Source organism: Ensifer adhaerens, from assembly GCF_000697965.2.
Lineage (GTDB): Bacteria > Pseudomonadota > Alphaproteobacteria > Rhizobiales > Rhizobiaceae > Ensifer > Ensifer adhaerens.
Window position 1 is genome coordinate 924,621 of the sequence record NZ_CP015880.1, and the last position, 12,631, is coordinate 937,251.

Below are 12,631 nucleotides of genomic sequence, written 5' to 3' on the forward strand. Positions count from 1 at the left end.
ACGATGACAAGACCGTTTGACGGTGCCGATATCGACGAATGGGCGAACTTTTGGCTCGCCCACTCGCTTGACGATATCAATAATAGTCGAGCTCTTCGAACTTGGTGTCGCCGACGTTCACGTCGCCGAGTGTACGGAAGCTGATTCTCGCGCCGATCGACCAGTCGTTCGCGACATTGGCATCGGTATCGCGTTCCTGCTTGTAGACGATCGAGAACAGCGTGTCCTGATCGTCATAGGTTATGCCGAAACCGTTGCGTGAGATGACATCCTTGTTGATGTCATAGGTGATCGCGCCGAACACCGACCAATAGTCGTGGAACCGGTAGGCGGCGGCGGTCTGGATTTCGTCCTGGTTGGACAGAGATCCGTAGAGCGGCTGCGCTTCGATGCGCGTATAGGTCATCGCGGCCTGCCAGGTCGTGCCGAGATAGCCGACGGTGGTATCGGCGCGGCGCAGCGACAGGTCCTTTTCGTCGAGGCGGCCGGAAACGCTCGCCATCAGGCCGGACGGTGCGTCGATGCCGAACATGGCAACGTAGTCAGAACTCTTGGTCTCAAGACCGGAATTCGCCCCGGCCTTGACCAGGTCGTCCGTCGCAAACGAGTTCAGGCCACCCAGATGGAAGGATTGGCCGACGATGCCACGCAGGCCGTAGCCGCTATCGAAGGTCCCCGTGTAGCGGAAGCCGACATTGGCGCGGGTGCCGCCCTCGATCCGGTCGAAACCGGAGAACTTGTCGCGGTCAAAGAGGTTCGTTGCGTCGAACACGAAGCTCTGCGCGTCTTCGTTCGGCAGGCCGCCGGCGTACTGCTCGTTCGGGCGCGCGTAGAGCTGTGCGATCGGCTCGACGACGTGACTGCTGTCCTCGCCGACGAACAGGATCGGGTAGCGGGCTTCGAGGCCTGCGGTCAACATGCGCCGCGTTGCCGCATCGCTCGTGTTGAAGTCGCCGGTGTAGGCCGGACCCGGATTGTCCATGTTCAGCCCGATGGCATCGCCGCGCGCTGCCATCAGCGGCGTGAGGACCAGGCCGCCCGGGGCGATGAAGGTGCGCTTCCACTCGAGTTCGCCGGTCAGGCGGTGCGAGGTGCCTTCTAGGCCGCGGAAGCGGACCACGCCCGGTTGGGTAAACGCGTCGAGCCGGTTGCGCTTCACGTTCGTGAAGTTGAACGTCGCGGAAAGCTCGCCGCCCAGCACGGGATCAGGCGCCTTGTAGGAATAGTCGAGGACCTGCGCCGCCGGCTGCTGGTTTTCCTCGATGCTGTTGGCGTCGGCGTCCTGAATGTCGAAGTAGAAGGCGCGCAGATCGAAGTAGTTCCGCTTGCCGAGCCCCGTCAGGTAGGCCTGGTTGGTATAGGTGGTGCCGTCGAACGTCGACAGCTCGTAGGTCTTGGCGAAGTTGGCGTCGGACTGGACGAGTACGTTCCAGCCGAAGGTCCAGCGCGGATTGATCTCGAACTCAGCCTTCGACGCGATCATGCCGCGATTGGTATGCATCGCGTCGACGGTGCCGGGCGTGAACTTGCCCTTATCGAGCTGGCTGATGCCGGCGAAGTTCAGCGTATGGAAGCCGTTGTGGAACCGCTGGCGGAATTCTCCCTCCAGCAGGAAGCCCTGTCGCGTCAGGCCGGTAAGCGTGGCCGTCGCGTCCATATAGGGCGAGATCGCCCAGTAGTAGGGGACGCCGACGCCAACTCCGAGTTTCTGGGCCGAGCGGAACGTCGGAAACAGGAAGCCGCTCTTGCGCTTGACCGTATGGTCCGGCAGCTCCATGACCGGAATATAGGCGATCGGCTTGCCGAACAGCTCAAAGCGCGCGTTCTCCAGACGGATGGTCCGCGTGCGGCCGTTCTGGATGACGCGCTGGGCCTTGATGTGCCACAGCGAGCGATGTTCCGGCTTGGTCGAGCACGGCGTGCAAGCCGTATAGACGGCCTCGTTCAGGATGAATTCTTCGCCGTTCCGGCGCTCGCCGCTCGTGGCAGCAAGCCGCGTCAGATCGGTGGTTTCGATGCGCATCTGCTCGAGGAAACCGTCCCCGAAATCGTCGGTGACATCCATCTTGTCGGCATAGACGACATTGCCGCCGGGCTCGATGAACTGGATTTCCCCGGATGCATAGATGCGGCCATTCTTCTGGTCGTACTCGACCTGACGGGCCACCATCTTGTAGCCGCCGTAATCGATCTGCACGTTGCCGCGCACGATCACTTTTTCGGCGTCCTTGTTGTAGACGAGCTCATTGGCGGACAGAAGCAGCTTGGCGTCTTCCGGCATGTTCGGGCGCAACGAATCGAGGCGGTCCGAAGCCTGCTGCGCCATTGCAGGCGCACTCATTCCCATGGCAAGTGTCTGCAGCGCCACGCCTGCAAGCAGGGCAGCGTTGATCAGCCTTATACGTTTGCGGTTCACTACCGCCACTAGCCATCCTCCTGATTTAAAAGAATCGTCGAGCCCAGCGCCATCGCTACAACAACTGGCAACCAGGCTGCAACGAAAGGAGGCACAATGCCGCTGCTCCCGAATGCTTTGACAAGCACGGTGACGACATAAAGCACGAAGCCTGAAAGGATGCCACCGAGAATTACGGAGCGCGATTGGTTAAACCGGCTAAATTTCAGCGACACGCAAGCGGCGATCAGCGTCATGGCGACGAGCAGCAGCGGCAACGACAACATTGAGTGGAATTGAGTTTCCATGCCGTTGGTCGAAAAACCGAAGGAGCGGGCCACTTCGATCTTGCGCGGCAGGTCGAAAAACTGAATGGAATCAGCCTTTGCAAGACGTTCCTGAACAAACTCCGGCTTAAGATTGGTGGCCAGCTGTGCTGTTTTCAAACGTTGCGGAAGCTGCCCATTGCGCGTTTCCGTGACGTCGTTAAGAAGCCAGTAACCATCTTCGAGTTTCGCCGACGCCGCATCCTGTCTCAGAATGATCGTGCCCTGTGGATCAAAGTGGATGACGGTGACGTTGAGAAGCGTGGTGCCGTTGTCCTGAACCGAGCGCGCGCCGATGATCGTGTCCGTGCCGTTATAGATCTGCCGCAGCCACGGGATCGAGCCAGCATCGGCGTTCCGCGTGGAGCCCCATTCGGCCAAAAGCGCCTCGCCGCGCTTCGTTCCCCAGGCAGCAAGCGGGTTGAGCGCCACGACCGCCAGCACGCCGAAGAGGAAGGAGCCGAGGATGAAGGGCCGCAGGAACTGCCAGACGGAGATGCCGGCTGCGCGGGTCACGACCAGCTCGTAGCGGCGGTTGAGCGAAATCAGCGCCGCCATGGCCGAAAACAGCGCGACGAAGGGTATCGTCTGCTGCAGGATCAGCGGGATCCGGAGCGCGGTCATCAACAGGGCGCCGGAGATGCTGTAGCGCGGCAGGTTTGCCAGCCGGCTTGCCTGCTCGCTGAAGTCGATGATGAAGACCAGCGAGAAGATCCCGACGAGGAACCAGAACGTCGTGATCACGTAGCGCATGAAGAAGTAGCGGCCGAGCGTGCCCATCATGACGGCTGCCCTTTCTCGGCGTCAGGCCGCATCAGGCGCAGGCGAACCAGGAGTTCCTGCAGCTTTTCCTGCCCGGTCATCGGAATGTCCAGTCGCCTGTTGCTGACGAGCTGGTGAATGCAGAGGGCGCCCGCCATCAGCGGCACGGCATACATCAACGGCACGAACCACACGGAGTCCTCGGCGCTGTTGCCGGCATAGAACGTCATCCAGCGGATGAGCAGGGCCGTGCCGAGCGCGCTGACCATCGGATGAAGCCGAGCTTCGCGGTGGGAGCGTGCGTCACTGCTGAAGACCAGCGCAATCAGGCCGAAGAGAAGGGGGAAGGTCCATTCCGTGAAGCGACGGTTGAGCTCGGCGGTAAAGGCGAGCGGATTGTTCTTGTAGACGTGATCTTCCGGGTCCGGATTGATCAGGCCGGGAAGGTCGCGGTCCTTCGCTCGAATGGTCGCCTCGCGCGTCGTCTTGGTCATGTCGGCGAGATCGAAGGCATAGGAGTCGAACTTGATGATCGACACGCTGCCGTCGGGGAGCTTGCGCTGCACTTCCCCGTCTTTCATCACCAGCGCCGAGCTCTTGTCGTCGATGGCGCCTTCGCGGGCATAGTAGACGAGCTCGAAGCTCGGATTGCGCGAATCGGCGACGAAGATGCCCTGCAGCACGCCGCCGCCCCGCCGCGCGCCAACCTGGACATAAAGATTGTCTGCGACCTTGCGGAAGGTGTTCTCCTGCACGACGGACGACAGCAGATCGGCGTTGGCGGTTGCCAGCATCTTGCGCAAGGCCATACGCGAATAGGGCTCGACGAAATTGTCGACCACGAAGGAAAGCACGCTGAGGCCCAATGCCAGGTAGACCACCGGCCGGATGATCGCCATGCGCGAGCTGCCGGCGGCGTTGAGCACCGTCAGCTCCGAATCGGTGTTCATCGTCGTCAGCGTTTGTGTGACGCCGATCACCAGCGCAAACGGCAGGATGATCGTGATGACGGAAGGCAGGATGAGGGTCGCCACTTTGGCGAAGGCGAGCACGGATTGGCCGTTGTCGGTGACGAGGTTGACGTTGGTCAGCGCCTGAGTCGTCCAGGTGATGCCAAGCAACGGCAGGAGCGTCGCGAGGAACATGATCACGGCACGCCGGAATATGTAGCGTTCGATCAGCTTCATGCCCGTGTCCGGTCCAAAATCCTGCTCATGTTTCTGTTCCGGCGGCGGTTATCGAACCGGATTTCGCCCATGTCCGTAAACCGAAGCCCGGTTCTTTGCCAGCCACCCGTGCTGCTCGAATTGTGCAGCAACAGGGATAATTTAAGGCGAAGAACCTCGGTTAACCGCATGTAAACATCTGCGGGCATCTTGCCAAGCGGTTGAAAAGCGAGAAGGGTGCCGGCAACAGCTTTGACGGTGGCGAATGATGCGAATATTTGCCACTGTAACCGCCCGGTAACAGGCCGGCTTGCCATAAGCCTTGCCGTGTCGTCCGGTTGCGTTGTGCGGCCTAGATCCCCTTGGGCTGGCGCTCGATCTCCCGGAAAGATCCATTCGATCCAAAGGGTTGCGTCCAGACAGGAAATACCCGGAGTTTTCAATGTCGATGAAGTTTGAGTTCACCTTTGCCAAGTCCCATAAGCCGAGCGGTGGCGTCGCCGTTCTGCTGAAGAGCGCGGGCGCGTCGGCGGCTGCCGGCGCCGATGTCGCCGACCCCGAGAACGTCATCGCAAGGGCGGCGAAGATCAAGAAGTTTACCGGCAAGGCATTCTCCTCCCTCGACATCGTCGCGCCGCACGGCTCGCCCGCCGATCGAATCGTCGTGCTCGGTCTTGGAGACGCGGATGCGCTGACGGACCATGACTGGCTGAAGGCCGGTGGAGCCGTCGCTGCGAAGCTTGGTTCGGTCGACAAGGTGACGGTCTTCATCGACGCGCCCGACGCCAACGTGACCGGAAAGGCGGCAGCGGACTTCGCACTCGGCATGGAGATGAATGCCTACGCCTTCGACAGCTACAAGACCAAGAAGGCCGACGACGACGCGAAGCCATCCGGCAAGCCGACCAAGGTGACGATCGTCACCGGCACGGTCATCGCGGCGAAAAAGGCGTTCACGGCGGCGCAGGCCGTTGCCGAAGGCGTGTTTCTCGCCCGCGATCTGGTGAACGAACCGGCCAACGTGCTGGGCCCGGTCGAGTTTGCCGCCAAGGCGAAGGAGCTGGAAAAGCTCGGCGTCGAGGTAGAGATCCTCACCGAAAAGGAAATGAAGAAGCTCGGCATGGGCGCGCTGCTCGGCGTCGCGCAAGGGTCGAGCCGCCCACCGCGCCTCGTCATCATGCAGTGGAAGGGCGGCAAGTCCAAGGACCGTCCGCTTGCCTTCGTCGGCAAGGGCGTCGTCTTCGACAGCGGCGGCATCTCGATCAAGCCGGCTGCCGGCATGGAGGAAATGAAGGGCGACATGGGTGGTGCGGCCGCCGTCACCGGCCTCATGCACGTGCTCGCCGCCCGCGAAGCCAAGGTCAACGCCATCGGAATCATCGGCCTTGTGGAAAACATGCCCGACGGCAGTGCGCAGCGCCCGGGTGATATCGTGACCTCCATGTCCGGCCAGACGATCGAGGTGATCAACACCGACGCCGAAGGCCGTCTCGTGCTGTGTGATGCGCTCTGGTACTGCAACGATCGCTTCAAGCCGCAGGCGATCATCGATCTCGCGACCCTGACCGGCGCGATCATGGTTGCACTTGCAACGCATCATGCCGGCCTGTTCTCCAACGACGACCGTCTGGCGGGGCAGCTTCTTGCCGCCGGCATCGCGACGCACGAGCCCCTGTGGCGCATGCCGCTCGGCCGGGAATACGACAAGATGATCGACAGCAAGTTCGCCGACATGAAGAACACCGGCGGCCGCCACGGTGGCGCGGTTACCGCGGCGCAGTTCCTCAAGCGCTTCGTCAAGGATACCCCCTGGGCGCATCTCGACATCGCTGGCACCGCGATGGGTGCGCCGACCGACGAGGTCAACCAGTCCTGGGGTTCGGGCTTCGGCGTGCGGCTGCTCGATGAGCTGGTGCGGGCGAGCTACGAGGCCTGATCGGCAATGCCGGACGTGATGAAAGGCGGGAGGCAATCGGCATGACCGAGATCCTGTTCTACCACCTGACGGAATCGAAGCTGGAAGACGCGCTGCCGCCGCTGCTCGACAAGAGTGTCGAGCGCGGCTGGCGCGTGGTCGTACAGACGGTCGATGCAGACCGCCGCGATGCGCTCGATACGCATCTCTGGGTCTATCGCGACGAGAGTTTCCTGCCGCATGGCACTGACGCCGGCGACTTTGCTGCGGACCAACCGGTGTTGCTCGTCGCCGACGATGGCAATGCCAATGCGGCGACGGTGCGTTTCGTCATCGATGGCGCGAGCCCACCTGACGTTTCGGCCTATGAGCGCATCGTCTTCATGTTCGACGGCTACGACCAGGAACAGCTCGAAGGCGCGCGCGGCCATTGGAAGCGGCTGAAGGGCGAGGGGCACACCTTGACCTACTGGCAGCAGAACCGCGACGGCCGTTGGGAAAAGAAGGCCTGAGTTTACAAGCGTTACGACAAAAAAAGCCCGCGGCCGAGACCGCGGGCTCTTTGTTTCCGGCATGTCCGGAAGATCAGTCGTGGAAGGCCTCGACGAACTTGCGCTTGCCGAGCATGAAGGCATCTGCGACGTGGCGCAACGGCGCCAGATCGACGTCCGACTTCCCGGCTTTGACGATTTCGGCGAAGCGCCGGTAGAGCATCGGATATTCCTGCTCGGGCTCCTCGTGCACGAGCTTGCCGTCGATGGAGAGCTTGGCGCCGCCTTCCGACAGCACCATCTCGCCCGCCGCCGTGCGGGCAACGATGTCCCAGCTCTGCTTGCCGGTCTGGCGCCAGTCGAATTCCGCCGCGACCGGCAATTTTTGGCCGTCGGTGAAGGTGATGTTGGCGGCGATCGGCGCGTCACGATTTTCGGGGAATTCGAGCACGGCCGACGTTACGAACAGCGGGCGTGGCAGGATGTGGGTGACGATCGACAACGCGTTGATGCCCGGATCGAAGATCCCGAGGCCCCCGGCCGCCCAGATCCATTCCTGGTTCGGGTGCCAGTGGCGCACGTCTTCCTTCCAGATGACCTGGACATCCTTGATCGTCGTCGTTGCCAGGAAGGACTTTGCAGCTTCCACGGCCGGCGCGTAGCGGGAGTGCCAGCTTGCAAACAGCGACAGCCCCTTCGATGCTGCCAGCGCCTCGAGGTCCGCGACCTCGCTGAGCGTCGCGCCCGGCGGCTTTTCCAGAAACACGTGCTTACCGGCGTCGAGCGCGACGCGAGCTGCCTCGTAGCGATACTGCGGCGGCATGCAGAGCGACACGGCTTCAATCGCAGGAACCGCGTCGAGCATCGCCTCGATCGATTTGAAATTGTCGATGCCGTCGACCGTCCCATGTCGGCTCGCGGCGGCAATCAGCTGATAGTCGCTGTTCTTGGCGATCGCCGGAAGGTGCTGGTCGCGAACGATCTTGCCGATGCCGACAAGCGCAATTTTGATGGGGGCCATGGTGTTCCGCTCGATTTGTATGACTTATTGTCGGCTCTTGTAGCAGATTGCACACCGGGAGCAAGCCGCCGCTCCGCCCACGGCTATGACATCGATGTCGATGGAATCGACAGATTGTCATTCCCTCTCAACGTCGCCGCACTAACTCTACCGATGGACGTGCGATGCCGTGCCGTCAACTGGACTGACATGGGTGGTCTGACCACCCGAACGAGGAGTGAACGATGCAGCAGCAGATCCGTCGGGCAAGCCGAGCCGACCTCGACATCATGATCGAGTGGGCCGCGGAAGAGGGGTGGAACCCCGGCCTCGGCGACGCGGGGCCTTTCTGGGCAGCCGACCCCGAGGGCTATTGGGTGGCGGATGGAGAGGGGGCGCCGGTCGCCGCGATCTCACTGGCGCGGTACAACGAAAGCTTCGGCTTTCTCGGCTTCTTCATCACCCGGCCGGATCATCGTGGCAGGGGCATCGGCCGACAGCTGTGGCAACAGGCGATGTCGGTTGCCGATCGGCGCATCGTCGGTCTGGACGGTGTGGTCGCGCAGCAGGAGAACTATAGCCGGTCCGGCTTCGTCTACGCCCACGCGAACATCCGCTACGGCGGCATCATCGACGTGGTCGAGCCGCCGGGCGCGGATCTGCTGGAGGTCGCGCCGGTGCACATGCCGCTCCTCATCGACTATGATCGCCGCTTCGTCCCGGCGCGTCGCGAGGTGTTTCTGCGCGAGTGGCTGAAGGCGAGCGACGGGCGGCGCAGCGTCTTGCTGCTGCGCGATGGCGCGGTGGCGGCCTATGGGACGATCCGGGCCTGCCGCAACGGCTTCAAAATCGGGCCGCTCTTTTCCGACACCGAGACCGGCGCCGATCTGGTCTTTCGCAAGCTTGCCGCCGGCGTCAACGGCAGCGAAGTATACCTCGATATCCCTGAACCGAACGCCTCGGCCAAGGCACTTTGCGATCGCTACAATCTCAAGCCCGTGTTTGAGACCGCGCGCATGTATCGTGGGCCGGATCCGGGGCTGCCGCTGGCGCGAATTGACGGAATTACCACTTTCGAGCTGGGCTGACGGAGGGGAGGCGACGGCGGGGCCGGCTTCTGTCAGCCGGCCATCGCGTCTTCATATTCGGCGGAAAGTTCGAGCCATTGCTCTTCGGCATGCGTGAGTTTCGCTGCCGCGTCGGAGCGTTCCTTGGCCTTTTGTGCAGCCTTGGCCGGCGACTTTTCGTAGAGCGCCGGATCGGCAAGTTCCACATCAAGTGCCTGAATCAGTTTCTCCAGCTTTCCGGTCAAGGATTCGATTTCGTTGATCTTCTTGCGGAGCGGCGCCAGCGAGGCGCGCTTGTCGGCATTGACCTTGCGCTGGTCCGCCTTCGAAAGGCTGTCGTCGACACCGGTCGGCCTCGGCTTCTCGTCCTTCGCCTTGGGGCCACCGACAATCAGGCTGCGGTAATCTTCGAGGTCGCCGTCATAGCTCGTCACGGTACCGTCGCGCACCAGCCACAGCCGGTCGGCCGTCGCTTCGATCAGGTGCCGGTCGTGTGAAATCAGGATCACGGCGCCGGAATAGTCGTTGAGTGCGGTGATCAGCGCGTTGCGGCTGTCGATGTCGAGGTGGTTGGTCGGCTCGTCGAGGATCAGAAGGTTCGGCGCGTCGAAGGCGGCAAGGCCCATCAGCAACCGCGCCTTTTCGCCGCCGGAAAGATCCTTGGCGGGCGTTTCCATCTTTTCCGTCGCAAGCCCCATCTGCGCCACGCGTGAGCGCACCTTGGCTTCAGGCGCTTCCGGCATGCGCCGGCGCACATGCTCGACCGCACTTTGCGTCGGGATCAGGTCGTCGAGCTGATGCTGGGCAAAGAAGCCGACCTTGAGATTGGGAGCGATCTTCAGTTCGCCCGCCTCAGGCGCGAGGCGACCCGAGATGAACTTGGCGAAAGTGGACTTGCCGTTGCCGTTCGAGCCGAGCAGCGCGATCCGGTCGTCCGTGTCGATCCGCAGGTTCAAGCGCTTGAGGATAGGCTTGCCGGGCTCGTAGCCGACGGTACCGCCGGTGACGGCGATGATCGGCGAAGCCGCTTCCTTCTCCGGATCCGGGAAGGAGAAGCCCTGGACATGATCTTCGATCACGGCCGCAATCGTTCCCATGCGCTCCAGCGCCTTGACGCGGCTTTGCGCCTGGCGCGCCTTGGTGGCCTTGGCCTTGAAGCGGTCGATGAAGCTTTGCAGGTGCTTACGCGCCGCATCGTTCTTGGCCTTCGCCTTCATCTGCAACTCGTCGGCTTCCGCCTTCTGCCGCTCGAACTGGTCGTAGGGCCCGCGATAGAAGGTGAGCTTCTTCTGGTCGAGATGCACAATGGCGTTGACCGCCGTGTTCAAGAGGTCGCGGTCGTGGCTGATGATGATGACCGTGTGCGGATAACGGCGGATGTAGTCCTCGAGCCACAGCGTGCCTTCAAGGTCGAGATAGTTGGTCGGCTCGTCGAGCAGCAGCAAATCCGGCTCGGAAAAGAGTACGCCCGCAAGCGCCACCCGCATCCGCCAGCCACCGGAAAACGACGAGGCGGGACGCAGCTGTGCTTCATGGTCGAAGCCGAGGCCGGCGAGAATGCTTGCAGCACGCGCTTCGGCCGAATGGGCGCCGATGTCGGCAAGCCGAGTCTGGATCTCGGCAATCCGGTGCGGATCGGTCGCGGTTTCGGCTTCGGCGACCAGCGCCGTGCGCTCCTTGTCCGCCTTGAGCACGATCTCGATCAGCGGTTCTTCTGTGCCGGGCGCTTCCTGCGCGACCTGGCCGATGCGCGCGTTTTTGGGTAGCGCGATCGTGCCGGCTTCCGACGCGAATTCGCCGGTTATGATGCGAAACAGCGTGGACTTGCCAGCGCCGTTTCGGCCCACGAGCCCCGCCTTCGTGCCCGCCGGAAGCGTCACGGATGCGTTTTCGATGAGGAGACGTCCCGCGATGCGGGCGGAAAGGCCGGAAATCTGGATCATTGCGGCCTTTTGCCCGGACTTGGCCGGGAAGGCAAGAGGTGTCGGCGTGCTGTTGCCACCGCTGTGGCGGGTCGGGAATTCAAGAGGTCATTGTTATCGATTTTTGAACAAGGCGTTCCGACAATCGATACTACACATCCTCATCGTGAGGGACCATCTCAACAACGGAAGGGCGGGGAACGCTCTTCTGACCGCCTCGATCGACCGAACGCCAGTGGCAGAGGCCCCGCGTTCCGAGGGACGACCGATCCGGCCAAGGACATTTTTGATGAAACCTCGTTCAGCCGAACGAGCCTCCCAGGAGCAAAGACCATGAAAACCGCAATCCAGACCGCTCTTTCCGCCGCTCTCGTTGCAACCGCTATCCTCGGTGGCGCTTCTGCTGCCTTTGCCGGCGGCAGCTACTATGAAGGCGTCAGCCCGACCCCGCTCTATACCGAGCGCACGCCGGCCGTCACCGGCAAGTCGTCCTTCACCATCGGCAGCTCCGAAGCCGGCTATGTCGATCGCACCAACACCGGCTCGGTCGCAAACTTCAGCGTCGCGCCGAAGAGCGTGATCGGCGGCGAAGGCGAATACTACCAGGGCATTTCGCGCTAACGGCGATGAATGAGGGGGCGCGGGTTTTGGCCCGCACCCCATTTCAAGGGATTTGATGGATCACCGTGATGATCCTATGAGGCGACCCCAAGCGCCTATGCGGGCCTAGTCCCCGACCTTCTACCTCCACCAAGGAACAGATTGATGAAGAAGTCCTTTGCCGCAATCCTCGTTGCGGCGGCCATGCTCGGCGGCGCGTCCGCCGCTGTCGCAGGCGGAAGCTACTACGAGGGCGTTAGCTCCACGCCGCTCTTTACCGGCCGCGCCGAAGCCTCCGCCGGCACCGGCGTGTCCGCGACCGCAAGCCGCGGCGACTACTATGCGGGCATCGAAGACAGATCCGTCGACAAGACGGCAAGCGGCGCGATCGCCAATGGCGGCGCCAGGGCTTTCGGCGAGGCCGACCAAAACAAGCAGTAAGTCACGCCAGACGGTTGACCGAACAACCCGGTCCCGCCCACGCGGGGCCGGGTTGTTTCGTTTTGGCGTTGCCAAATGAGGTACATTGCCATGACAGAAAAAGTCGAAGTCGCCGAGCGGCTCTTCGAGCTCTACCACTGCGTTCATCGCCTGGTGAACGCATCGATGTCGGAGGAAGGCGTTTCGCTCGCGCGCAGCAAATTCCTGTTTTATCTGAACACGCTCGGCCCCTGTCGCTGCGCGGATATCGCCTCGGCGCTCGGCTTTGCGGCCAGAACCGTCACCGAAGCGATCGATGGCCTGGAGCGGGGCGGCATGGTCCTGCGCGAACCGGATCCGGAAGACCGCCGCGCGAAGATCATCTCGATCACCGACCGCGGTCGGCTGGCGCTGGAGGCGGCACTGCAGCCGCGCCATCGCACGATCGATGAGCTGTTCTCAGCGCTCGACGATTGTGAACGCACCGAATTCTTCCGGCTGCTCGGCTGTCTGCGTGAAAGGGCGTCGGAAATCGACGAAAGCCGTCACCCGGACGCCGCCTGATTT

At 62.4% G+C, this 12,631-nt stretch carries 11 protein-coding genes; 6 read left to right on the forward strand and 5 right to left on the reverse strand.

The window, feature by feature from the left end; genetic code table 11:
* Positions 1 to 76: 76 nt before the first annotated feature.
* The 3 genes from FA04_RS04385 to lptF are packed head-to-tail and all read right to left on the reverse strand — an operon-like array spanning position 77 to position 4,670.
* Positions 77 to 2,425 carry an LPS-assembly protein LptD gene (locus tag FA04_RS04385; protein ID WP_034803926.1) on the reverse strand — a complete coding sequence of 783 codons (2,349 nt, stop codon included), beginning with the start codon at positions 2,423 to 2,425 and terminating at the stop codon, positions 77 to 79.
* On the reverse strand, positions 2,425 to 3,504 hold the full coding sequence (gene lptG, locus FA04_RS04390; protein WP_034803924.1) for an LPS export ABC transporter permease LptG: 1,080 nt from the start codon (positions 3,502 to 3,504) through the stop codon (positions 2,425 to 2,427). Before lptG ends, FA04_RS04385 begins: the two co-directional genes overlap by 1 nt.
* The gene (gene lptF, locus FA04_RS04395; RefSeq protein WP_034803922.1) at positions 3,501 to 4,670 is read right to left on the reverse strand and encodes an LPS export ABC transporter permease LptF; all 1,170 of its coding nucleotides are present in this window, start codon (positions 4,668 to 4,670) and stop codon (positions 3,501 to 3,503) included. The genes lptG and lptF overlap by 4 nt, the downstream gene beginning before the upstream one ends.
* Before the next feature lie 421 nt (positions 4,671 to 5,091).
* Between lptF and FA04_RS04405 the strand changes: the two genes are divergently transcribed.
* Positions 5,092 to 6,585: a leucyl aminopeptidase gene (locus FA04_RS04405; RefSeq protein WP_034803917.1), complete on the forward strand. Its 1,494-nt coding sequence runs from the start codon at positions 5,092 to 5,094 to the stop codon at positions 6,583 to 6,585.
* Positions 6,586 to 6,626: 41 nt separating this feature from the next.
* Positions 6,627 to 7,076 (forward strand): DNA polymerase III subunit chi, encoded by a 450-nt coding sequence (locus tag FA04_RS04410; protein ID WP_034803915.1) that lies wholly within the window; start codon positions 6,627 to 6,629, stop codon positions 7,074 to 7,076.
* 73 nt (positions 7,077 to 7,149) lie between these two features.
* Here the strand turns inward: FA04_RS04410 and FA04_RS04415 are convergent, their stop codons facing one another.
* Positions 7,150 to 8,076: a Gfo/Idh/MocA family protein gene (locus FA04_RS04415; RefSeq protein ID WP_034803912.1), complete on the reverse strand. Its 927-nt coding sequence runs from the start codon at positions 8,074 to 8,076 to the stop codon at positions 7,150 to 7,152.
* Positions 8,077 to 8,300: 224 nt separating this feature from the next.
* Here FA04_RS04415 and FA04_RS04420 point away from each other — a divergent pair, with 224 nt between their 5' ends.
* Positions 8,301 to 9,143, forward strand: coding sequence for a GNAT family N-acetyltransferase (locus FA04_RS04420; RefSeq protein ID WP_034803909.1), 843 nt, complete (start codon positions 8,301 to 8,303; stop codon positions 9,141 to 9,143).
* Positions 9,144 to 9,175: 32 nt separating this feature from the next.
* Here the strand turns inward: FA04_RS04420 and FA04_RS04425 are convergent, their stop codons facing one another.
* A complete protein-coding gene (locus tag FA04_RS04425; RefSeq protein ID WP_034803907.1) occupies positions 9,176 to 11,065 on the reverse strand; it encodes an ABC-F family ATP-binding cassette domain-containing protein in 1,890 nt (629 codons plus the stop codon).
* Between the two features lie 312 nt (positions 11,066 to 11,377).
* On the opposite strand from FA04_RS04425, the gene FA04_RS04430 reads away from it, so the two are divergent.
* From FA04_RS04430 to FA04_RS04440, 3 genes are all read left to right on the forward strand, one after another.
* Complete coding sequence (locus FA04_RS04430) at positions 11,378 to 11,665, forward strand: hypothetical protein (protein WP_034803904.1); 288 nt, start codon at positions 11,378 to 11,380, stop codon at positions 11,663 to 11,665.
* A 144-nt stretch (positions 11,666 to 11,809) separates the two neighbouring features.
* Positions 11,810 to 12,085, forward strand: a complete 276-nt coding sequence (locus FA04_RS04435; protein WP_051659663.1) for a hypothetical protein — start codon at positions 11,810 to 11,812, stop codon at positions 12,083 to 12,085.
* Between the two features lie 90 nt (positions 12,086 to 12,175).
* The gene (locus tag FA04_RS04440) at positions 12,176 to 12,628 is read left to right on the forward strand and encodes a MarR family winged helix-turn-helix transcriptional regulator (protein ID WP_034803889.1); all 453 of its coding nucleotides are present in this window, start codon (positions 12,176 to 12,178) and stop codon (positions 12,626 to 12,628) included.
* The last annotated feature ends 3 nt before the right edge of the window (positions 12,629 to 12,631 follow it).

Coding starts and splice junctions, on each gene's coding strand:
- FA04_RS04425 (WP_034803907.1), bottom strand. CDS start 11,065: ATGATCCAGATTTCCGGCCTTTCCGCCCGCATCGCGGGACGTCTCCTC.
- lptG (WP_034803924.1), bottom strand. CDS start 3,504: ATGATGGGCACGCTCGGCCGCTACTTCTTCATGCGCTACGTGATCACG.
- lptF (WP_034803922.1), bottom strand. CDS start 4,670: ATGAAGCTGATCGAACGCTACATATTCCGGCGTGCCGTGATCATGTTC.
- FA04_RS04410 (WP_034803915.1), top strand. CDS start 6,627: ATGACCGAGATCCTGTTCTACCACCTGACGGAATCGAAGCTGGAAGAC.
- FA04_RS04420 (WP_034803909.1), top strand. CDS start 8,301: ATGCAGCAGCAGATCCGTCGGGCAAGCCGAGCCGACCTCGACATCATG.
- FA04_RS04435 (WP_051659663.1), top strand. CDS start 11,810: ATGAAGAAGTCCTTTGCCGCAATCCTCGTTGCGGCGGCCATGCTCGGC.
- FA04_RS04415 (WP_034803912.1), bottom strand. CDS start 8,076: ATGGCCCCCATCAAAATTGCGCTTGTCGGCATCGGCAAGATCGTTCGC.
- FA04_RS04440 (WP_034803889.1), top strand. CDS start 12,176: ATGACAGAAAAAGTCGAAGTCGCCGAGCGGCTCTTCGAGCTCTACCAC.
- FA04_RS04405 (WP_034803917.1), top strand. CDS start 5,092: ATGTCGATGAAGTTTGAGTTCACCTTTGCCAAGTCCCATAAGCCGAGC.
- FA04_RS04430 (WP_034803904.1), top strand. CDS start 11,378: ATGAAAACCGCAATCCAGACCGCTCTTTCCGCCGCTCTCGTTGCAACC.